Origin of the sequence: Pseudomonas sp. Irchel 3A7 (assembly GCF_900187565.1) — a bacterium.
Taxonomy (GTDB): domain Bacteria; phylum Pseudomonadota; class Gammaproteobacteria; order Pseudomonadales; family Pseudomonadaceae; genus Aquipseudomonas.
In genome coordinates, this window is record NZ_FYED01000003.1 from 364,233 (window position 1) to 386,702 (window position 22,470).

The following is a 22,470-nucleotide window of genomic DNA, read 5'->3' on the forward strand; positions in this document are numbered from 1 at the left end:
AAGTATGCCTTGGGGCGGGCAATTGGTGAAATCCCGTGGGAGCGAGCAGGCTCGCTCCCACAAAGGATAATCTGGTCACATTGATCAATTTGAGGGACCGGTATGAAGTTGTTGCTTGCGTTTCAACCACCCTACGACTGGCCGGCGATGCTCGGCTTCTTGTCGGCGCGGGCGATTGCCGGAATGGAAGAGGTGATCGACGGCGTTTACTCGCGCAGCATCGGCTTGAAGGGTGTTCATGGCAGCCTGTCGATCAAACAGGCGACAGCGGACTCACTGGAGCTGGCCCTCGATTTTCCCGACCCGACAGCCGTGCCCGAGATCGTTGCGCGAGTGCGGCGGATGTTTGATCTGGATGCCGATCTGAGCAGGATCCATCGACACCTTGCGGTTGATCCGCTGCTGGCGCGATTGATTGCCGAGCGCCCGGGGCTGCGTGTGCCGGGGACGTGGGACGGGCTGGAACTGGCGATTCGCGCGGTGTTGGGACAGCAGATTACGGTAGGGGCGGCAATCAAGCTCGCCGGGAAACTGGTGGCGCAATATGGCGTGCCACTGACCTCGCCGCGAGGTGGCGTCAGCCATGTGTTTCCCGAGGCGGCGGTGTTGGCGGCGGCGGACCTGGCGACACTGGGCATGCCGAAAAGCCGTGGCCGCACGTTGTCGGGCGTGGCTCAGGCGTTGCTGGATGATCCGCTGTTGTTCGAACCCGGTCGGGAGGGCGGCGTGGCGCGGTTGCTGGCGTTGTATGGGATTGGTGACTGGACGGCGCAGTACATTGCTTTGCGGCAGTTGCGCGAGATGGATGGGTTTCCGACGGGGGATGTGGGGTTGATCAATGCCTTGGCGGCGCTTGAGGGGGAGGCGGTGACGGCGCGGCAGCTATTGATGCGGGCTGAGGGGTGGAGACCGTTTCGGGGGTATGCGGCGCAGTTGCTTTGGACTTCGTTGAGTCGTTCTGACTGAATTGATCCGGCTTTTGTATTGGCTGTTCTGGCGCCTTCGCGAGCAGGCTCGCTCCCACAGTTGACCGAGTTCCTCAGCGAGACCGGGAGCCAATGTGGGAGCGAGCCTGCTCGCGAAAGCAATCGGACCGTCACCACCACTGCGCGCGATGGGAACCCAATTCAGAGGCTGCAATCGACCATTGCAATGGCGTACCGGTGATCTTCAGTGGCACACGCAATCGGTGCGCCGGCCCCCAGGGAGTCTGTTCCACCAGCATGCCCTGATCGCTTTCTTCCTCCGCCTGTAGCGGCTGCGCGATACCGGGTCCAGTCTCGATCAACAACTTCGCCGTTCGCGCCAACGACAACCGCGCCGACCCACCGCGCCCACTGCGCAAGCGCTCGGCCAACAATGTGATCACACTGGCCGCCATCAGATACCCGGTGGCGTGATCGAGGGCTTGCAACGGCAGGGGCGTCGGTTTATCCGCCTGCTTCCAGTGCATGCCGGCTTCGGCGATGCCGCTGCTCATCTGCACCAGGCTGTCGAAGCCGCGACGGTTCAGCCACGGGCCGCTCCAGCCGTAGGCATTGAGGCTTGCGTCGATCAGGCCGGGAGCCAGTTTCTGCCGCTCAGTTGCACCGTAACCCAGGCGCTCCAGGGCATCGGCGCGGTAGCCGTGCAGCACGATATCGGCGTCCTTGAGCAGGCTTTCGAATACGCGGCGATCGGCGTTGTCATGCAAGTCCAGGCGTGCGCAGCGCTTGCCCAAGGTCATTTCCGGCACCACGCCCGGTTCGTTCCAGGTCGGCGGGTCGATGCGCAAGACGTCGGCGCCAAGGCCCGCAAGAAAGCGGCTGGCGACGGGACCGGCGAGCACGCGGGTCAGATCCAGCACCTTGATCCCGGCCAGCGGTTGCGCCACCGAACCCTGCCACGGTGTGCCGTTGGGGCTGCGGTGATGATCGAACTGAATCAGCGGTTCGGCGTTCACGGCCTGACCTTGTGGGTGGGCCTGCCACTGTGCCCAGCTGCGCATTTCGGCGGCACAGCCTCCGGCGTCGACCACGGCCTGCTCCAGATCGCGCTTGGCCCATTGCGCCACCTTGCTCGCCATTGCCGCACGGTCGGCACAGGCGCCAAGCACCGATTCGGCTGCGGCACGGTGATGAGGGGCATTGGTGTGCAGGCGAATCCAGCCGTCTTTGGCTGCATAGTCACCGGCGACCGGATCCCACAACGGCGGGACGCTCCAGCCCACAGGCCGGATCGAACTGGAGAACCAGAACGAGGCCAGGCGCCGATCGACTTCAAGATCGGGCAAGCGTCCGGTTTGTTGGTGCAGCAATTGGCTGATGGTTTGGCCCGCGGCGGCGATACTGGCGCAGGCCAGGTCCGAGACGGCAAACGCCGAGGGCAGGGCGCCCGTAGAGGTGAAAGGGATTGGCGTGTGCGGCAAGCCGAGTGCGGCTTGAATGGACGTGAGTAAATCAGTCATCGAAGGCCCTCCGGAGCGAGAGCCCGAGCATAGATCAAAAAGCCTGTGCAGCAGATGAAAAAACTGTGGGAGCGAGCCTGCTCGCGAAAGCGGTCTGTCAGTCAACATTCATATTGACGATTGGTCCGTCTTCGCGAGCAGGCTCGCTCCCACAGGGGATTTGCGATGGGATCATTACACCCGGAACTGATCCATCAGTTTCATCTGGTGGGTGGTCAGGTTGTTGAGCTGGCTGCTGATCTGCGCCGATTCGGTGGCTTGTCCGGTCAGGGTTTCAGTGACGGTGCGGATCGCCGAGACGTTGCGGTTGACCTCTTCGGCCACGGCGCTCTGTTGTTCGGCGGCGCTGGCGATTTGCAGGTTCATGTCGCTGATCACGGTGACCGCGTCGCTGATCTTGCTCAAGGCCTGGACCGCTTGCTGGATCTGCCCGGCGTTGCTGTGGGCCTGGGTCTGGCTCGAATGCATGGTGGCGACCACGCCGCGGGTGCCGCTCTGGATGCGTTCGATCACCAGGCGAATTTCTTCCACCGAATCCTGGGTACGTTTGGCCAGGTTGCGCACTTCGTCGGCCACTACCGCGAACCCGCGACCGCTTTCACCGGCACGGGCGGCCTCGATTGCCGCGTTGAGTGCCAGCAGGTTGGTTTGTTCGGCGATGCTGCGGATCACTTCCAGCACCGAGCCGATTTGCTCACTGTTGACCGCCAACGCTTCAACTTCAGTCACGGCCTTGCTGACTTCGTCGGCCAATTGGTTGATGTCGCGGGTACTGCGCTCGATGATCTGCATGCCATCGCGGGCCGACTGGTCGGCGCCCTTGGCGGCACTGGCCGCGTTCGACGCACTGTTGGCGACGTCGTGGGCGGTGGCGCTCATTTCGTTGGACGCGGTAGCGACCTGGTCGATTTCGCGGAACTGCACCTGCATGCCTTCGCTGGTCTGACGGGCGATTTCCGAAGACTGGTCGGCGGTGCCGCGAGCATCGGTGATGCTTTGTTTGATCTGCGCGATGGTCGGTTGCAGTTTGTCGAGGAAACGGTTGAACCAGCTGACCAGTTCGCCCAGTTCATCCTTCTTGCTGTAGTGCAGGCGTTGGGTCAGGTCGCCGTCGCCGCTGGCAATCGCCTTGAGCATCTCGGCCACGCTGTTGATAGGCCGGGTGACGCCCGAGGCGGTGAGCCAGATCAGCAGCAAACCGATCAGGCCGGCAATGATTGCAACACCTACCGCCTTGATCGTGCCGCTTTGCTGGGCGTCGTCGAGCACCGCTTGCAGTTTCACCGAATCGGCCAACAGCACTTGCTTGGGCAGGTCGATCACCACGCCCCAGGCCTTGGAGTCGGCGATCGGGCTGACCGGATAGACTGCGCGGATCAGGTCACCCTGTTCAAGAATCTTCGGGGTGCCGGCGCCGAGCAATTGCAGGACATCCTTGCCGTCCGCGCCCAGGGTGTCGCCGATGCTTTTACCGACTTTGCCGGCGTCGACGCTGTAGGCGGCGAGCACACCGCTGCCGGAGACGATCAGCATATGACCGGCGCTGTTGAACAGGTCGCGCTGGGAGTCGACGGCCGCCGCTTGCAGCGCATCAAGGGCGATGTCGACACCGACCACGCCGATGGCCTTGCCGTCCACCAGCAGCGGTACGGAAATGGTGGTCATCAGCATTTCCTTGCCGGCGACGGTGTCGGCATACGGGTCGAGCAGGCAGGTGCGTTTACTGTCGCGTGGGCAGGTGTACCAGACGTTGTACGGCGTGCCGCTGAGGTTAAGGTCGGTCTTGGTCATGTCGTCTTCGACCATGATCGTGTTCAACCCGGTGCCGCCGGCACGGCTCCAGTACGTGGCAAAACGTCCGGCTTCGTTGGATTGGCGAGCCGCGTCATTGGCGAATTCACTGTCCTTGCCGTCCAGGCCATTGGGTTCGAAAGCCAGCCAGATCCCCAGCACCTTGCTGTTGCGCTCAAAGGCGGTTTTCAGGCTCTGGTTCAGCTCCTCGCGCAAGGCCCCGGCCTCAAGCGAACGCTTGGCAGCCATGGCGCGTATGTCCTTGATCTGATCGGCCAGGGCGGTGACCACCAGCAGGCTTTCCCCGAAGGTCTTCTGCACCCGCACCGCCTGTTCGGCCGCCTTGGCCTGCAGCAGGTTTTGCACACTCTCGGTGAGCATCTTGCTGCTGGAGGCGCTGACCAGTTCATCGTTCTGATTGGTCTGGTAGAAGTTCATGCCGACGATCAGCGTGACAACGCCGAGCAGGCACAGACCGGAGAGCAGGACAGTTTTCAGGCGGATGGACAGTGAGTCGAACATAGGGCGAACTCGCGAATGAATGAGTGTTGGCTGTGAGTCGGGTTGACTCGATACGCCAAATCCATTCAGCGCCATTCACTGCACATCGGCGTGGGGATGGCGTTGCATGAGAGAGGTCCCGACGAACGGTAGTGGTTGAACGTTTGCGCGGGAAAATGTGCTGAAAATCAATAAAAAAACAGAAAAAATCGCCAACTGAATCTAGAGGGCTGAGGGGGCGACCAGATTCCAAACGTGTGCCGGAAAGTGGATTAAAAACGGGAAAAAACGCGGTGAGATTCAGGACGGTTGCGGCAGTGATTCCGGTCGCGACCAGATCCACAGATTGCCCAGCCCCATTCCGGCGACGGCCAGGTAGACCGGCCAGCCATGATCGAGCATCACCAGCATCAGCGTGGCGCACAGCAACATGCTGACGGTGGCGCTGAGCTTGGCCCGGCGCGCGATGATTTTGCCGTTGCGCCAGTTACTGAGCAGGGGGCCGAACAGCCGGTGGTTTTCCAGCCAGGCGCTCAAGCGTGGCGAACTGCGGGTGGCGGCCCAGGCCGCCAGCAGGATGAATTCGGTGGTTGGCAGGCCGGGAATGACGATGGCAATCAGGCCGATGCCCAGGCTGATGTAGGCCAGCAGGCCGAAGAGGAGGCGGGTGAGTTTGGAGGAGGCTGGCATGGGTTCGGGGGCGTGAGGTGGATCGGAATCTTGCAGACGTGCTCGGTCCATTGTGGGAGCGAGCCTGCTCGCGAAAGCGGTGTGCCAGTCGACATAAATGCTGAATGTGCTGGCCTCTTCGCGAGCAGGCTCGCTCCCACAGGGATAGTGTTTCTTCAGGCGAGTTCCGGGGTGTAAGCCTGCTCCAGCAGCACCGTGAAGCGGTTGAACGCATCGATGGCGCCTTTATCCAGCTCGGCTTCTTCCTGGGCGCTGAGTTCAAGCCCATCGAGAGTCTTGACGAAACGCTTCCAGCCTTCAGCACGGCCTCCGGCCGGTTCACCCAGGTGACGGGCACCAAAGGTTTCGCTCAAGCCAAGGCCCACGGCACGCTTGATCAGGAACGCCGCGCCCAGTTTCGAACCTTCGGAGACGAAGAGCCAGCCCAGCGCCTCAGCCTTGCTCGGGTTACTGACGGCACCGGCAATCGGTGCCGGCACGTCCGTTTCCAGGTCCGCCAGGTCAGCCTTGGCCGCTTCAGCACGGCAGCGATCAGGCAGGTCAGGGACGATGGCGGTCAGTTCGGCATCGTTGTACAGCGCTGCCAATTCCGACTGGAACAAGTACTGCGCCACGACGAAACGGGCGAAGTTGGCCTGGGTTTCGAACGGAGCGTGGGCTTTGACCAGGGCGTCGAGTTTGCTGTGGGGCTCGTGGGTGATCTGGTTCAGGCGTTGCGAGCGCAAAGCCGGGCGTTGAGCGGTGTCCTGGTTGGTCATGGGAAGTCCTTGAGAAAGAGAAGTGCTTGCTAACGAGACGAATGAGCAGGCGCATGACAGTAAAAATCCTCGCAGCGCGACGTTCATCAGTCGCGCTGCGTGGTGATGTGGTCAGATATCCCAGATCAGGTTGACCGCGAAATTGCGGCCCGGTTGAGTCAGGCGATCGAGGTTGGCCGGTTGCGTCACCGAGGCTTCGCCGACGTTGTCGTAGCCGCGCACGTCATCCCACAGCCAGTACTTTTTGTCGGTCAGGTTGTACACGCCACCGCTGACAGTCACGTCGTCGGTCACTTTGTAGTAGGCGCTCAGGTCCAGCACGCCGAAGCCCGGAGTCTTGAACTGACTGCTGACGCCGTCCGGCGACTTGAAGTTGCTGTCGTCGACGCGATCCTTTCTCTTGACCAGGGTCCAGCTGAGCAAGCCGCCATAGTTGTCCTGGTCGTAACCAAGGCCGAACACGCCGGTCAGCGGGTTGACGCTGTTGATCGGCTCGCCGTTGTCGTTGTTGCGACCGTAGGCGTAAGCCACCGATCCCTGGGTGTAGAGGCCTTGTGGCGCACCAAAGGCATCGAGGTTCAGGCGGCCCTTGATCTCTGCACCCTTGATGGTGGCATGTTTAATGTTGGCGCTCTGGAAAGTGGGTTCGTCATAGCCAGGGGTAACGGCGTCTTCGTTGATGAAGTCGCGGTACTTGTTGTAGAACACCGCCACGTCGAAGTAGCCCTGCTCGAAGTTGCCGCGCAGACCGGTCTCGTAGCTCTGGCTTTTCTCCGGATCCAGATCCGGGTTCGGTTCCACGCGGTAGCCGGCGGCGGTGTTATCGAAACGCCCGTAAAGTGCCTTCGCGGTCGGGGTGCGGAACCCTTCGGCGTATTGGCCGTACCAGGTGTAATGGTCGTTGAAGGCGTAGGTCAGGCCGAACTTGGGCGAGACTTTGTGCCAGGTCTTGTTGTCGTCGCTGACGGTGCCGCGACCATCGGCGGCCACGGTGTTGAGAAACGCCTGGGTGATGTGCGGCTTGAGCTCGGTGTAGTCGTAGCGCAGGCCCGGTAGAAAGGTCCAGTTGTTCCAGCTGATCTGATCCTGGGCGAACACGCTGTAGGTGTTGATGGTCGGGTCCGGGAAGTCGCTGGATTTCTTCAGTACGTCCGCCGTGCTGGTGGCACCGATGGCGGTGCATCCGCGACCGACCGCCAGGCAGGTACCGTTACCGCTGCGCGAGCCGGTGACTTTCTGCTGCTTGATGGTGGTGCCATAGGTCAGCACATGCTCGGTGTCGGCGATGCTGAAGGCTTTATCCAGTTGTGCATCGAACACCCACTGCTTTTCTTCATAGATCGTGTCCCGGGTACGCAGGACCTGACGGGTGATCGGGAAGTAGAACTCATCGGTGCTCTGGTCGGTTTTGGCGATCTGGTGATTCAGGCTCCACTTGACGTTGTCCGCCAGCAGACTGTCGAGGACGAAGCGGTGCTCCAGGCCAAAACGCTCGCGGGTAATGGTGTCGTTACCGGTGCGCCACTGGTACATGCCGCCGGGCAGTACGCTGGCAGGAATGGTGGGAGCACCCGCGAAGAACGGACCGCCGTAAGCGCTTTTCTGGTCGGTGTCCCGGTCGTCCTTGTACTTCTCGTACACCAGGCCCAGGCGCGAATCTTCGTTGTAGTTCCAGCCGATCTTGGCCAGCACGTTGGTGGCGCGTACGTCTTCCGGGTTGGCGGCGGTGCGTGTCAAGCCGGTGCTGTTGTTGCTGCCATAGGATTCGGTTTCATGACCGTCGCGCTGGCTGTAATGCAGCAGGCCGTCGAACTGATCGGCGCGACCTGCCACGGTGGCGGACTTGAGCCAGCTTTCGTCGGCGGAGCTGTAACCGGTCTTCAGGCGCGCGCCGACGTCCTGGCCGGGTTTGATGATGTCGTCCGGGTCGAGGGTGAAGTAGCTGACCGCGCCGCCGATGGCATTGCTGCCGTACAGTACCGAAGCCGGACCGCGGAGGATTTCGACGCGTTTGATGATTTCCGGGTCGACGTAGTTGCGCTGGGTCTTGGCGTAAGGGCCGTTGAAGAAGCCGTTGGGTATTTCAACGCCATCGATCTGGGTCAGCACGCGGTTCCCGTCGATACCACGGATGTTGTAGCCGCTGATTGCGCCCCGTGTACCGGCACCACCCACGGAGACACCCGGCTCGTAGCGCACCAGATCCTTGATGGTATTGACGTTGTTGCGGTCCAGTTCTTCGCGAGTGTGCACAGTGACGGTGCTGGGCACGCTGTTCACGTCCTGCTCGTTACGCGTGGCGCTGATGGTCACCTGTTGCAGATTCAGGGTGCCGGCGCTGGTGCGGCGTTCCAGCACGATGTTGTTATTGCCCAGTTTGCGATAGCTCAGGTTGGTCCCCACCAACAGGCGATCCAGGGCCTTTTCCGGCGCCAGCGACCCGCGTACACCCGGCGATGTCACCCCTTCAGCCAGTTCTGCCGGCAAGCCGACCTGCCAGCCTGTCACGGCGGTAAAGTCATTGAGTGCCGAGACCAGCGGCTGGGGCGCGATGGCGAACGCGTAGTCGCCCATGTTGCGGCTGGGCTGTTCGGCAGTGGCGGCCATGACCGGTGCAGTGCCGGCCATCAGGATGGCGGCGGTCAGCAGCGAGAGCATGCGCGAAGGTGAAGAGGACTGGCGGGTAAGGCGAGAGGACATCGATAGCGCTCCGTGTCGCACGAATCTTTATAGGTGCTGATTGGCATTCAGAGATGCGAATCAATTGCATTGGCTATAACGAGACGTACGACGTTCAGCTATCGAGTAAAAATAATTCTCATTTAGTTCAAGATCACTAAGGCAGGGAATTCCTTGAGCCGGGCCGAAGTGATGTGGGCCAGTGAGCGGACCACGTCCAGGGGCTGGTCGAGACGATAATTTCCGGTGACGGCAACATCGGCCAACTGCTCGTTGTTGTTGATGATCCAGCCCGGATAGTAGCGACGCAGCTCCGCCAGCACCTGGTTCAGCGGGCAGTTTTCGAACACCAGGCGACCCTGGACCCAGGCCAGGTCGGTGGCGGCATCCAGCTTGGCCGGCCGGTCGAAACCGTTGGGGCCGATGCGGATGCTTTCACCGGCCGTCAGGCGAACCCGTGCGTCGTCGCGGGTGGCGCGCAGATCGACATCGCCGCGCTGCACGCGAACCTGGGTCACGCCATCCAGATAACGCACGGCGAATGCCGTGTCGCGAACACTGGCGGTGACCGGGCCCGCGTCGATTTCCAGCGGTTGGCCGCGATGGGGTTGCACCTCGAAAAACGCTTCGCCCTGATACAGGCGCGCCACACGCTGCTGGTCGTTGATGGTGCTGGAAAATGCCGAGTTGGTGTTGAGCAGGACTTTCGAACCGTCCTCCAGTTGCAGGCGCTGGCGTTCACCGACCACCGTCAGGTGATCGGCCTGCAGGCGCAGCGGCAGATTGCTGAAACTGAACAGGCCGAGGATCAGCACGGCGGCGGTGGCCAAGGGTTTCCAGTGCGGGCGCAGGCGCGCCAGCAGGGTGACTTTGGCTGGCCGCGCCGCCAGGCTTTGCGCGCACTGCGTGACTTGCGGACCGTTCCAGATCGCCTGGGCCCTGGCGAACGCCTCTGCATGGGCCGGGTCGGCCGCCAGCCATTGGTGGAACTGGCGGGTCTGTTCTTCGCTCGGGCTGTCCAGCACGATGAGCCAGTCCAGGGCCTGGTCCATCGCGTCTGCAGTGGCCTGCGCCGGTGAGGGCGAAGGGGAGCGGTGGGTGTCCGTCACGGGGTTTCCTCAGGCTTTTGAAAAGCAGTTTCAAGCTTCAAGCTTCAAGCTGCAAGCTTGGTTAGGCCTTTGACTTGCCGTTTTTAACTTGCGGCTTGCAGCTTAAAGCTTGGAGCTGCGTCCTGCGACGCCCATACAGATCGTCATGATCAGTTTCAGCTCCTTTTGCACGGTACTGAGCGACACGCCGAGTTTTTCGGCGATCTCCAGATAGCTGTGCCCGTGCAGGCGGCTGAGGATGAAAATCTGTTGCTGACGGGGGCTGAGTTGACTGAGGCGCACGTTCAGACGCTCGAGCAATTGTTCGGCATGGGCGGCGTCCTCGGCACTGCTGGCGGGGGCGGCGACACTTTCCACCACGTCCGGCGGCACGTCATCGACCATGGTGCGCGAGTGGATGCGTCGCGCACGCAAATGGTCCAGCGCCAGGTTGCGGGCGGTCTGGAAAACGAAGGGTTCCAGGTGATCAATGGTCCGCTCGCCGAGCGCGCGGGTCACGCGCAGGTAGGTCTCCTGCAGGAGGTCTTCAGCGGTGCTGTGATTGTTGACCATCCGCTCCAGCGTGCGCAGCAGGGAGACTCGCTGGGTGATGAAGACGTCGTTGAAGCGCGATTGACTCACGGGAAGACCTGATCCGTTTCGAGCGAATGATAATGCTTATCATCCGCTCGAATGGTCAAGTATTGATTTGTGAAGCTTTACGCACGGCCCTGCAAATACGTCGCGTAATCCGGAATCCGGTGCTCGTGCGCCTCATCCATCAACGGGCTGCTGAGCAGGTAGTCAGCGCTGCATTCGTTGCACGCCACCGGGATGTTCCAGACCGCCGCGACCCGCAATAGCGCCTTGATGTCCGGGTCGTGGGGTTGCGGTTCGAACGGGTCCCAGAAGAACACCAGCATGTCGACCCGTTGCTCGGCGATTCGCGCGCCGAGCTGTTGGTCGCCACCCAGTGGGCCACTGATCATGCTCTCCACCGGCAGGTCGAGGCGTTGTTGCAACAACAACCCCGTGGTGCCGGTGGCGACCAGTTCATGCTGCGCCAGCCGGTCTTTCTGCCGCTCGGCCCAGTCCAGCAAAAACACTTTGCAGTGGTCATGGGCGACCAGGGCGATGCGCTTGCGCGCGGCCATGGTTTTTTGCGTGAAAGTGATGCCGATCATGGGGGCTCCAGAAATGACACGAACCCTGTAGGAGCGAGCTCTGCTCGCGATGGTCGCTAACGATAACGCGGGGAACCTGATACCCCGCGGTGTTCGACAGTTCATCGCGAGCAGAACTCGCGCCTACATGTAGGGGGGGCTTATTCGGCGTTGCACAGCGCCAGGCAGTTATCGAGCATGCGGTTGGAGAAGCCCCATTCGTTGTCGTACCAGGCCAGCACCTTGAGCAGTTTGCCGCTGGATTTGGTGTGGTTGGCGTCGAAAATCGACGACAGCGAGTTTTGGTTGAAGTCGCTGGAGACCAGCGGCAGGGTGTTGTAGCCGAGGATTTTCGAGTGTTGGCTGGCTTCTTTCATGATCGCATTGACTTCATCGGCCGACGCTTCGCGCTTGAGCTGCACGGTGAGGTCGACCAGGGACACGTTGATCACCGGTACGCGCACCGCCATGCCGGTCAACTTGCCCGCCAGTTCCGGCAACACCAGACCGACCGCTTCGGCGGCGCCGGTCTTGCTCGGGATCATGTTCTGGGTGGCCGAGCGCGCGCGGTACGGGTCGGTGTGATAAACGTCGGTCAGGTTCTGATCGTTGGTGTAGGCATGGATGGTGGTCATCAGACCGCTTTCGATGCCCAGTTCGCGGTGCAGCACCTGGGCCACCGGGGCCAGGCAGTTGGTGGTGCACGACGCATTGGAAATAATCTGGTGCGACTGGCGCAGGATGTCGTGGTTGACCCCGTACACCACAGTGGCGTCTGCGCCCTTGGCCGGCGCCGAGATGATCACTTTGCGTGCGCCGGCCGTAATATGCGCGGCGGCTTTGGCCCGGTCGGTGAACAGACCGGTGCATTCGAATACCACATCAATCTTTTCCGCGGCCCACGGCAGGTCGGCCGGATTGCGAATGGCGCTGACCGCGATACGGTCGCCGTTGACGGTCAGGCTTTCCTGATCGTGCTGGACATCGGCGTCGAACGTGCCGTGAACAGTGTCGTACTTGAGCAAGTGCGCATTGATTGCGCTGTCCCCCAGGTCGTTGATGGCGACGATCTGCAAATCCTGACGATAGCCTTGGGTATAGAGTGCGCGAAGGACGTTACGGCCAATTCGGCCAAAACCATTGATTGCGATTCGAAGAGTCATTTATCAGCGCCGCCGTCGTTTTGTTGTTGGAATTACAAGATTATTCGCAAAAAAATAGAAAACAAGCCTTTTTAATGGCAATATTTTGTTCAATCTACAACGAGTGACCTGAATCAACTGGTCCGAATGGTCAACAAAACCGTCTGTCATCCCATCGACACCGGTGTTTGATCAGCATAGACAATCAGGTCGCCACATCCGTTAGCCTGGAGTTCTACACATGCATCCCCGCGTCCTTGAGGTCACCGAACGGCTTATCGCCCGCAGTCGCGCCACGCGTGAGGCTTACCTTGCACTGATTCGCGGTGCGGCCAGCGACGGCCCGATGCGCGGCAAACTGCAATGCGCCAACTTCGCCCACGGCGTGGCCGGTTGCGGCAGCGACGACAAGAACAGCTTGCGGATGATGAACTCCGCCAACATCGCAATTGTTTCGTCATATAACGACATGCTCTCGGCGCATCAGCCATACGAGGTCTTTCCGGAGCTGATCAAAAAGGCCCTGCGCGAGATCGGCTCGGTCGGTCAGTTCGCCGGTGGTACCCCGGCCATGTGCGATGGCGTGACCCAGGGCGAACCGGGCATGGAACTGAGCCTGCCCAGCCGTGAGGTGATCGCGCTGTCCACCGCCGTGGCGTTGTCCCACAACATGTTCGATGGCGCGTTGATGCTCGGCATCTGCGACAAGATCGTCCCGGGCCTGATGATGGGCGCGCTGCGGTTCGGTCATCTGCCGATGATCTTCGTGCCGGGCGGGCCGATGGTGTCGGGTATTTCCAACAAGCAGAAAGCCGACGTGCGCCAGCGCTATGCCGAGGGCAAGGCCAGCCGCGAAGAGCTGCTGGAGTCGGAAATGAACTCCTACCACAGCCCCGGCACCTGCACCTTCTACGGCACCGCCAACACCAACCAGTTGCTGATGGAAGTCATGGGCCTGCATTTGCCGGGTGCTTCCTTCGTCAACCCGAACACGCCATTGCGCGACGCCCTGACCCGCGAAGCGGCGCATCAGGTGACGCGCATTACCAAGCAGAACGGCGACTACCTGCCGATCGGCGAAATCGTCGACGAGCGTTCGCTGGTCAACTCCATCGTCGCCCTGCACGCCACCGGCGGCTCGACCAACCACACCCTGCACATGCCGGCGATCGCCATGGCGGCGGGTATCCAGTTGACCTGGCAGGACATGGCCGACCTCTCCGAAGTGGTGCCGACCCTGAGCCACGTCTACCCGAACGGCAAAGCCGACATCAACCACTTCCAGGCCGCGGGCGGCATGTCGTTCCTGATCCGCGAACTGCTGGACGCCGGGTTGCTCCACGAAAACGTCAACACCGTGCTGGGGCATGGCCTGAGCCGCTACACCCAGGAACCGTTCCTCGACAACGGCGAGCTGGTCTGGCGTGAAGGCATCACCGAAAGCCTCGATGAAAGCATCCTGCGCCCGGTCGCTCGCGCGTTCTCGCCAGAGGGCGGCTTGCGGGTGATGGAAGGCAACCTCGGTCGCGGGGTGATGAAGGTCTCGGCCGTGGCCCTGGAAAACCAGATCGTCGAAGCCCCGGCCATGGTGTTCCAGGATCAGCAGGACCTGGCCGACGCGTTCAAGGCCGGTTTGCTGGAGAAGGATTTCGTCGCGGTGATGCGCTTCCAGGGGCCGCGCTCCAACGGCATGCCGGAACTGCACAAGATGACGCCGTTCCTCGGCGTGCTGCAGGATCGTGGCTTCAAAGTCGCCCTGGTGACCGACGGGCGCATGTCCGGCGCATCGGGGAAAATCCCGGCGGCCATTCACGTCAGTCCCGAAGCTTATGTGGGCGGCGCTTTGGCGCGGGTGCAAGAGGGCGATATCATCCGCGTCGATGGCATCAAAGGCACCCTGGAGCTTAAGGTGGACGCCGAAGAATTCGCAGCGCGCACGCCGGCCAAGGGCCTGTTGGGCAACAACATCGGCACCGGTCGCGAACTGTTTGGTTTCATGCGCATGGCCTTCAGCTCGGCGGAGCAGGGCGCCAGCGCCTTTACTTCTGCCCTGGAGACGCTTAATTGAAACTGGCTTTGGTCGGTGACATCGGTGGGACCAACGCACGGTTCGCGTTGTGGAAAAACCAGCAGCTGGAATCGGTCCAGGTGCTGGCGACGGCCGACCATGCTAGCCCGGAAGAGGCCATCGGTCTCTACCTGAGCGGGTTGGGTCTGGTGCCGGGTTCGATCGGTTCGGTGTGCCTGTCGGTGGCCGGCCCGGTCAGCGGCGACGAATTCAAATTCACCAATAATCACTGGCGCCTGAGCCGCAGGGGATTTTGCGAGACCTTGCAGGTGGAGCAGTTGTTGCTGGTCAATGACTTCTCGGCCATGGCCCTGGGCATGACCCGTTTGCAGCCGGGCGAATTCCGCGTGGTCTGCGAAGGCACGCCGGAGCCGTTGCGTCCGGCGGTGGTGATCGGTCCGGGCACCGGGCTGGGCGTCGGCACTTTGCTCGATCTCGGCGAAGGGCGTTTTGCCGCGCTGCCGGGGGAGGGCGGCCATGTCGATTTGCCGCTGAGCAGTCCGCGTGAGACTCAACTGTGGCAACACATCTTCAATGAGATCGGTCATGTCAGCGCCGAAACGGCGTTGAGCGGCGGCGGCTTGCCGCGAGTCTACCGCGCGATCTGCGCGGTGGATGGCCACGCGCCTGTGCTCGACACCCCGGAATCGATCACCGCCGCCGGCCTGGCGGGCGACCCGATTGCCCTGGAAGTACTTGAGCAGTTCTGCTGCTGGCTCGGTCGCGTGGCCGGCAACAACGTGCTGACCACCGGTGCACGCGGTGGCGTTTACATCGTCGGCGGCGTGATTCCGCGCTTCGCCGATTTCTTCCTCGAAAGCGGTTTCGCCCGGTGCTTTGCCGACAAGGGTTGCATGAGCGATTACTTCAAGGGGATACCGGTGTGGCTGGTGACGGCGCCGTATTCGGGGTTGGTTGGCGCGGGTGTGGCGCTGGACCAGGCCTGAAACCGCGTCTCCCTCTTTCGCGAGCAGGCTCGCTCCCACAGGATCGCCGATAACCTTGTGGGAGCGAGCCTGCTCGCGAAGAGGTTCTCACAGACACCAAAGATTTACGCACGATCAGGCATAATCCGCCCCAATTCCAACAACAAGGATGCCTTCGAAGTGAGCTCAGTCAACAAGTCGATATTGTTGGTCGATGACGATCAAGAGATACGCGAGTTGCTGGACACCTACCTGACCCGCGCCGGTTTCCAGGTACGTACCACGCCCGATGGCGCCGGTTTTCGCCAGGCCCTGAACGATGAACCGAGCGACCTGGTGATCCTCGACGTGATGCTGCCGGACGAGGACGGTTTCAGTTTGTGCCGCTGGATTCGCCAGCATCCGAAGCGGGCGCAAGTGCCGATCATCATGCTCACCGCCAGTTCCGACGAGGCCGACCGGGTCATCGGCCTGGAGCTGGGTGCCGACGATTACCTGGGCAAACCTTTCAGTCCCCGTGAATTGCAGGCACGCATCAAGGCCCTGTTGCGCCGTGCCCAGTTTGGTCAGGAGCGTAACGGCGGTGAAGTGCTGGCCTTCGATGACTGGCGGCTGGACATGGTCAGCCACCGGCTGTTTCACATCGATGGCGAAGAAGTGATTCTGTCCGGTGCCGATTTCGCCTTGCTGAAACTGTTCCTCGATCACCCCCAGGAAATCCTCGACCGCGACACCATCGGCAACGCCACCCGTGGCCGTGAATTGATGCCGCTCGATCGCATCGTCGACATGGCGGTCAGTCGCCTGCGCCAGCGCCTGCGCGACACGGAAAAACCACCTCGGCTGATTCGCACCGTGCGTGGCAGCGGCTACCAGTTGGCAGCCAATGTGATTGCCAGCAATGGCCACTGAATCCCTGCGCAAGCTCGCCGGACGAATACCCGTGCCGCGCTCGCTGCTCGGGCGCATGTTGCTGCTGACCTTGCTGGCGGTGTTGTTCGCCCAGGCACTGTCGAGCGTGATCTGGGTTTCGCAATTGCGTGCCACGCAACTCGAGGGGCTGGTCACCAGTGCCCGCAGCCTCGCCCATTCGATGACCGCCAGCGTCAGTTATTTCCGCTCGTTGCCGGTGGCGTTTCGGCCGTTGGTGCTCGACCAGTTGCGCAGCATGGGCGGCACGCGGTTCGTGGTCACCCTCAACGACAAACCCCTGGGCATGGAAGTGCTGCCGATCACCCCGCGCAAGGCCGCGGTGATCAAGGCAGTGGACGAAGTGCTGCGTCAATCCCTGGGACAAGACACCGATATTTCGGTGACCTTTGTCAGCCCCGAAGACCTGCGGATTTTCAATGGCGGCCTGAAGCTCGATGAGTTGCCACGCTCCTGGGCGCACTACGCGCTGACCCTGGAACCGGTGAACCCGCCGGTGCTGGTGACGCAAATCCAGATGGCACCCGGCGAATGGCTGTACATCGCTTCGCTGTTGCCCGAGCCCTACACCAGTCTTGAAGAGCAAGGCCTGCCGGCGCAGCAGGTGTGGTTCATCGTCCTCACCAGCGGCTTTCTGCTGTTGTTCATCGGCCTGCTGGTGCACTGGCAGAGCCGGCCACTCAAGCGCCTGGCGCGCGCGGCGCGGGACTTGTCGCTGGGTGCCGACGTCGAGCCAGTGGCCGAGGGCGGGGGCAGTGAAGTGGTCGAAGTCGGTCGTGCCTTCAACACCATGCGCGAGCGCATCAGCCGTTACCTGACCGAACGCAGTCAGTTGTTCAGTGCGATTTCCCATGACCTGCGCACGCCGATTACCCGGCTGCGGTTGCGGGTCGAATTGCTCGAAGACGAAAAGCTGCAAGCCAAGTTCGGTCGCGATCTGGATGAGTTGGAGCTGCTGGTCAAGGGCGCGCTGCAATGTGTGAAAGACACGGACATCCATGAAAACATCGAGCAGGTGGACCTCAACTATGTGCTCGACTGTCTGGTGGAGCCTTATCTGGCGCCGAACGGTAATGGCCGCGTGACCCAGCAGGGGCGGGCGCTGGCCACCTATCCGGGTAAACCGCTGGCGCTCAAGCGCTGCATCGGCAACCTCATCGACAACGCCCTGAAGTACGGCCGGAACGCGCACCTGCACATCGATGACGATGAGAGTGCGTTTGTGCTGCATGTCGACGACGAAGGACCGGGGGTTCCCGAGCAGCGGCTGGAGCAGGTGTTCGAACCGCATTTCCGTTTGGCCGGGCAGCAGCAGGGGTATGGGTTGGGGCTGGGGATTGCGCGCAATATTGCCCATAGCCATGGGGGGGAGGTGAGTTTGCAGAATTTGCGTGAGGGTGGTTTAAGGGTGACTCTTCAATTGCCGCGCAGTGTTGATTAGGGATACCGCGTCATCGTTTTTCGCGAGCAGGCTCGCTCCCACATTGGATTTGCGTACGACACAGATCCCCCTGTGGGAGCGAGCCTGCTCGCGAAGGCGTCAGATCATTCAACATTTTCCTCAAGGCAATTGTCACAGGTTGGTGACATAGCTCGCCCCCTTCGTTACAAGCCCGTCCCGGCCGGTTGTTTAGACTGCCCCTCAGTCATAACAACAAAAAAGGCCCCCCAATGGACCACTTCCAACCTGCCTTCAGCAGTTGGCTGAACGCCCCCGCCCATCAGCAGTGGCTCGCCGCCGAAGGCCTTCGCCTGCTGGGTTTCGCCAAGGCTTCGAAGCTACCTGAAGGTTTCGGCAATCTCGACGAACGAGGCCATCTGCCTGCGGACGCGCAAGCCGAAACCATGAACACCGCGCGCATGACCCACAGCTTCGCCATGGCTCACATTCAGGGTCTGCCGGGTTTTGCCGAGCTGGTGGATCATGGCATCCAGTCCCTGCGCGGACCGTTGCGCGATGCGTTGCATGGCGGCTGGTTCGCCGTTGCCGAACACCGTGACGGCAACACCGGCAAGAACGCCTACCTGCATGCCTTCGTGGCGCTGGCCGCGAGTTCCGCGGTGGTCGCGCAACGTCCCGGGGCGCAAGCCTTGCTCGACGATGCCATCGACATCATCGACACGTATTTCTGGAGCGAGGAGGAAGGCGCGATGCGCGAATCCTTCAATCGCGACTGGAGCGATGAAGAGGCCTACCGCGGCGCCAACAGCAACATGCACGCCACCGAAGCCTTTCTCGCCCTGGCCGACGTCACCGACGATAACCGCTGGTTGTGCCGTGCCCAGCGCATCGTCGAGCGGGTGATTCATGGTCACGCCGCCGCCAATGATTATCTCGTGGTCGAGCATTTCGATCGCGACTGGCAGCCGCTGCGCGAGTACAACCGCGACAACCCGGCCGACGGTTTCCGCCCTTATGGCACCACGCCGGGTCACGGTTTCGAATGGGCGCGGTTGTTGTTGCACCTCGAAGCGGCGCGGGTGCGGGCCGGCATGCTCACGCCGGGGTGGCTGGCCACCGACGCGCAGAAACTCTTCGAGCAAAACTGCCGTCATGGCTGGGACATCGATGGCGCGCCGGGCATCGTCTACACCCTCGACTGGGACAATCGCGCGGTGGTCCGTCATCGCCTGCACTGGACCCATTGCGAAGCCAGTGCTGCCGCCAGTGCCTTGCTCAAACGCACGGGCGATGAGCAATTCGAACGCTGTTACCGGCTGTTCTGGGAATTTTGTGACAGTCATTTCATCGACCGCGAAGGTGGCAGTTGGCATCACGAACTCGACCCGCTGAACCGTCCAAGCGCCGATATCTGGGCCGGTAAACCCGATCTTTATCACGCCTGGCAAGCACTGCTGATCCCGCGTCTGCCCCTGGCGCCGAGCATGGCCAGTGCGCTGGCAGCATTGTCCCAGAGCGCTTCTGTGTAACCATGTGGTGACATTCGCGCGTCCCTTCGTTACCTGCGAAGGGGCATCCCCTGTTTAAAATCCTGTGTAGCGCAAGCACCAGACTTGCAATGCATAACAACAAGAAAGGTACTACTAGATGAATGCGATTTCTCGCCTCGCTACTGTCATTTCTCTCGCCTCCCTGGTTCCTCTGTCCGCGTTCCCGCTCAGTGCCCTTGCCGCCGATTCCAAAGGTTCGGTGGAAGTCGTTCACTGGTGGACATCCGGTGGTGAAAAGGCAGCGGTCGATGTCCTCAAGGCGCAAGTCGAAAAAGACGGCTTCACCTGGAAGGACGGCGCAGTCGCCGGTGGTGGCGGTTCCACGGCCATGACCGTTCTCAAGAGTCGCGCCGTCGCCGGCAACCCGCCGGGCGTTGCCCAGATCAAGGGGCCGGACATCCAGGAGTGGGGCAGCACTGGCCTGCTCAGCACCACCACGCTGGCAGATGTCGCCAAGGCGGAAAACTGGGATGGCCTGCTGTCGAAGAAAGTCTCCGACACCGTGAAATATGAAGGCGACTACGTGGCCGTGCCGGTGAACATTCACCGTGTGAACTGGCTGTGGATCAACCCGCAAGTGTTCAAGAAAGCCGGGATCGACAAGGCACCGACCACCCTCGAAGAATTCTATGCCGCTGGCGACAAACTCAAGGCCGCAGGCTTTATCGCGCTCGCCCACGGTGGCCAGCCTTGGCAGGACAGCACCGTGTTTGAAGACGTGGTGCTGTCGGTCATGGGAGCTGACGGTTATAAGAAAGCCCTGGTGGAACTCGATCAGAAAACCCTGTCGGGTGCTGACATGACCAAAGCCTTCACCGAGCTGAAAAAAATCACCACCTACATGGACCCGAACCGCGCCGGCCGTGACTGGAACATCGCAGCCGCCGACGTCATCAACGGCAAGGCCGGCATGCAGATGATGGGCGACTGGGCCAAGAGCGAATGGACCGCCGCGAAGAAAATCGCCGGCAAGGACTATCAGTGCGTGCCGTTCCCGGGCACCGACAAGGCCTTCACCTACAACATCGACTCGATGGCCGTGTTCAAGCTCAAGGCCGATCGCAAGGGTGACATCGCCGCACAGCAAGACCTGGCCAAGGTCGCGTTGGGCACCGACTTCCAGAAAGTCTTCAGCATCAACAAGGGTTCGATCCCGGTCCGCACTGACATGCTGAACGAGATGGACAAACTGGGCTTCGACGCCTGCGCGCAAACCGCGGCCAAGGACTTCCTGGCGGACGACAAGACCGGCGGCCTGCAACCGAGCATGGCACACAACATGGCTACCTCCCTGGCCGTGCAAGGCGCGATCTTCGATGTGGTCACCAACTTCATGAACGACAAGGACGCCGACCCGGCCAAGGCCAGCGCCCAACTGGCATCGGCTGTCAAAGCGGCCCAGTAATCCCTGACACCGCCTGTTCCTTGTTGGAATGGGGTTGTGTGGGAGCTGGCTTGCCAGCGATGCAGGCGACTCGGTTTGACTTTGAACCCGGTTGATCCAATCGCTGGCAAGCCAGCTCCCACAGGATCCTGTCCCACAAGGGATCGGTGTGCCAGTTTCATTTCTCTAACCTGGATTATCCCGATGAGCTCTGTGGCGGTTTTCAGCAAAGCCTCACCGTTCGATGCGCTGCAACGCTGGTTACCCAAATTGGTACTGGCGCCGAGCATGCTGGTCGTGTTGGTTGGCTTCTACGGTTACATCATCTGGACGTTCATTCTGTCCTTCACCAATTCCAGCTTCATGCCGAGCTACAAGTGGGTCGGCCTGCAGCAATACATGCGCCTGATGGACAACGATCGCTGGTGGGTCGCGAGCAAGAACCTCGCGCTGTTCGGCGGCATGTTCATCGGTATCAGCCTGGTGCTGGGGGTGTTCCTCGCGGTGCTGCTGGACCAGCGCATCCGCAAGGAAGGCTTCATCCGCACCATCTACCTGTACCCGATGGCGCTGTCGATGATCGTCACCGGTACCGCGTGGAAATGGCTGCTCAACCCAGGCCTGGGCCTGGACAAGATGTTGCGTGACTGGGGCTGGGAAGGCTTTCGTCTCGACTGGCTGGTGGACCAGGATCGCGTGGTGTACTGCCTGGTGATCGCCGCTGTCTGGCAAGCCTCCGGGTTTGTGATGGCGATGTTCCTGGCAGGCCTGCGCGGTGTCGATCAGTCGATCATCCGTGCCGCGCAAGTCGACGGTGCGAGCCTGCCGACCATCTACCTGAAAATCGTATTGCCGAGCCTGCGCCCGGTGTTCTTCAGTGCCTTCATGATCCTCGCGCACATCGCGATCAAGAGCTTCGACCTGGTGGCGGCGATGACCGCCGGCGGTCCTGGCTACTCGTCCGACCTGCCGGCGATGTTCATGTATTCCTTCACCTTCAGCCGTGGCCAGATGGGCATCGGTTCGGCCAGCGCCATGCTGATGCTCGGTGCCGTGCTGACCATCCTCGTGCCGTACCTGTACTCCGAGCTGCGAGGCAAACGCCATGACTAATCAACTCGGCAAACCGGGCATCAGCTTCAGCCGTATCGCGATTTACGCCACGCTGCTTTTGGCCGCTGCGGTGTACCTGATCCCGCTGGTGGTGATGTTGCTGACCAGCTTCAAATCCCCGGAAGACATCCGCACCGGCAACCTGTTGAGCTGGCCGGCCGTGATCGACGGCATTGGCTGGATCAAGGCCTGGGACGTGGTCGGCGGCTACTTCTGGAACTCGGTGAAAATCACCGTGCCGGCGGTACTGATCTCGACCTTCATCGGTGCCATGAACGGTTACGTGCTGTCGATGTGGCGCTTCCGTGGTTCGCAGCTGTTCTTCGGTCTGTTGCTGTTCGGCTGCTTCCTGCCGTTCCAGACCGTGCTGCTGCCGGCCTCGTTCACCCTCGGCAAGTTCGGCCTGGCCAATACCACCACAGGCCTGGTGCTGGTACACGTGGTCTACGGCCTGGCGTTCACCACGCTGTTCTTCCGCAACTACTACGTGAGCATTCCGGATGCGCTGGTCAAGGCTGCGCGGCTCGATGGCGCGGGCTTCTTCACGATCTTCTGGAAGATCCTGCTGCCGATGTCGATCCCGATCGTGATGGTCTGCCTGATCTGGCAGTTCACCCAGATCTGGAACGACTTCCTGTTCGGCGTGGTGTTCGCCAGCGGTGATGCCCAGCCGATCACCGTGGCCCTGAACAACCTGGTCAACACCAGCACCGGGGCCAAGGAATACAACGTTGATATGGCCGCCGCGATGATCGCCGGGCTGCCGACACTGCTGGTCTACATATTCGCTGGCAAGTATTTCCTGCGTGGGCTGACGTCCGGCGCGGTCAAGGGGTAGA

The 22,470-nt window shown here is 61.4% G+C and carries 18 protein-coding genes and 1 pseudogene; 9 read left to right on the top strand and 10 right to left on the bottom strand.

What is annotated here, in order from left to right:
* Positions 1-102 precede the first annotated feature (102 nt).
* Positions 103-966, top strand: a complete 864-nt coding sequence (locus CKW21_RS06600; RefSeq protein ID WP_095193188.1) for a DNA-3-methyladenine glycosylase — start codon at positions 103-105, stop codon at positions 964-966.
* A 130-nt stretch (positions 967-1,096) separates the two neighbouring features.
* On the opposite strand, the gene CKW21_RS06605 is transcribed toward CKW21_RS06600, so the two are convergent.
* The 10 genes and pseudogenes from CKW21_RS06605 to gap form a co-directional block, all read right to left on the bottom strand.
* Positions 1,097-2,446: a CoA transferase gene (locus CKW21_RS06605; protein ID WP_095193189.1), complete on the bottom strand. Its 1,350-nt coding sequence runs from the start codon at positions 2,444-2,446 to the stop codon at positions 1,097-1,099.
* Positions 2,447-2,620: 174 nt separating this feature from the next.
* On the bottom strand, positions 2,621-3,376 hold the full coding sequence (locus tag CKW21_RS32225; protein WP_371807299.1) for a methyl-accepting chemotaxis protein: 756 nt from the start codon (positions 3,374-3,376) through the stop codon (positions 2,621-2,623).
* A gap of 150 nt (positions 3,377-3,526) precedes the next feature.
* Positions 3,527-4,834 (bottom strand): annotated as a pseudogene (locus CKW21_RS32230) (chemotaxis protein); the annotation flags it as partial.
* A 204-nt stretch (positions 4,835-5,038) separates the two neighbouring features.
* The gene (locus CKW21_RS06615; protein WP_095193191.1) at positions 5,039-5,428 is read right to left on the bottom strand and encodes a YbaN family protein; all 390 of its coding nucleotides are present in this window, start codon (positions 5,426-5,428) and stop codon (positions 5,039-5,041) included.
* A 155-nt stretch (positions 5,429-5,583) separates the two neighbouring features.
* A complete protein-coding gene (locus CKW21_RS06620; RefSeq protein ID WP_095193192.1) occupies positions 5,584-6,186 on the bottom strand; it encodes a biliverdin-producing heme oxygenase in 603 nt (200 codons plus the stop codon).
* Positions 6,187-6,297: 111 nt separating this feature from the next.
* Positions 6,298-8,886 carry a TonB-dependent receptor gene (locus CKW21_RS06625; RefSeq protein ID WP_095193193.1) on the bottom strand — a complete coding sequence of 863 codons (2,589 nt, stop codon included), beginning with the start codon at positions 8,884-8,886 and terminating at the stop codon, positions 6,298-6,300.
* A gap of 122 nt (positions 8,887-9,008) precedes the next feature.
* Positions 9,009-9,974 (bottom strand): FecR domain-containing protein, encoded by a 966-nt coding sequence (locus CKW21_RS06630; RefSeq protein ID WP_095193194.1) that lies wholly within the window; start codon positions 9,972-9,974, stop codon positions 9,009-9,011.
* A gap of 102 nt (positions 9,975-10,076) precedes the next feature.
* Positions 10,077-10,595 carry an RNA polymerase sigma factor gene (locus CKW21_RS06635; RefSeq protein ID WP_095193195.1) on the bottom strand — a complete coding sequence of 173 codons (519 nt, stop codon included), beginning with the start codon at positions 10,593-10,595 and terminating at the stop codon, positions 10,077-10,079.
* 77 nt (positions 10,596-10,672) lie between these two features.
* A complete protein-coding gene (locus CKW21_RS06640; RefSeq protein WP_095193196.1) occupies positions 10,673-11,137 on the bottom strand; it encodes a methylglyoxal synthase in 465 nt (154 codons plus the stop codon).
* Between the two features lie 140 nt (positions 11,138-11,277).
* Positions 11,278-12,279: a type I glyceraldehyde-3-phosphate dehydrogenase gene (gene gap / locus CKW21_RS06645; RefSeq protein ID WP_095193197.1), complete on the bottom strand. Its 1,002-nt coding sequence runs from the start codon at positions 12,277-12,279 to the stop codon at positions 11,278-11,280.
* 220 nt (positions 12,280-12,499) lie between these two features.
* Between gap and edd the strand changes: the two genes are divergently transcribed.
* The 8 genes from edd (at position 12,500) to CKW21_RS06685 (ending at position 22,469) form a co-directional block, all read left to right on the top strand.
* Entirely contained in the window at positions 12,500-14,326 is a 1,827-nt protein-coding gene (gene edd, locus CKW21_RS06650) for a phosphogluconate dehydratase (RefSeq protein WP_095193198.1), read from the top strand.
* Positions 14,323-15,273: a glucokinase gene (locus CKW21_RS06655; RefSeq protein ID WP_095193199.1), complete on the top strand. Its 951-nt coding sequence runs from the start codon at positions 14,323-14,325 to the stop codon at positions 15,271-15,273. Before edd ends, CKW21_RS06655 begins: the two co-directional genes overlap by 4 nt.
* A 159-nt stretch (positions 15,274-15,432) precedes the next feature.
* Positions 15,433-16,164: a response regulator gene (locus CKW21_RS06660; RefSeq protein ID WP_095193200.1), complete on the top strand. Its 732-nt coding sequence runs from the start codon at positions 15,433-15,435 to the stop codon at positions 16,162-16,164.
* 31 nt (positions 16,165-16,195) lie between these two features.
* Positions 16,196-17,623, top strand: a complete 1,428-nt coding sequence (locus CKW21_RS06665) for an ATP-binding protein (protein WP_371917512.1) — start codon at positions 16,196-16,198, stop codon at positions 17,621-17,623.
* Between the two features lie 230 nt (positions 17,624-17,853).
* Positions 17,854-19,113, top strand: a complete 1,260-nt coding sequence (locus tag CKW21_RS06670; RefSeq protein ID WP_095193202.1) for an AGE family epimerase/isomerase — start codon at positions 17,854-17,856, stop codon at positions 19,111-19,113.
* A gap of 118 nt (positions 19,114-19,231) precedes the next feature.
* On the top strand, positions 19,232-20,539 hold the full coding sequence (locus CKW21_RS06675; RefSeq protein ID WP_095193203.1) for an ABC transporter substrate-binding protein: 1,308 nt from the start codon (positions 19,232-19,234) through the stop codon (positions 20,537-20,539).
* 183 nt (positions 20,540-20,722) lie between these two features.
* The gene (locus CKW21_RS06680) at positions 20,723-21,631 is read left to right on the top strand and encodes a carbohydrate ABC transporter permease (protein WP_095193204.1); all 909 of its coding nucleotides are present in this window, start codon (positions 20,723-20,725) and stop codon (positions 21,629-21,631) included.
* Positions 21,624-22,469 carry a carbohydrate ABC transporter permease gene (locus tag CKW21_RS06685; RefSeq protein ID WP_095193205.1) on the top strand — a complete coding sequence of 282 codons (846 nt, stop codon included), beginning with the start codon at positions 21,624-21,626 and terminating at the stop codon, positions 22,467-22,469. Before CKW21_RS06680 ends, CKW21_RS06685 begins: the two co-directional genes overlap by 8 nt.
* Position 22,470 lies beyond the last annotated feature (1 nt).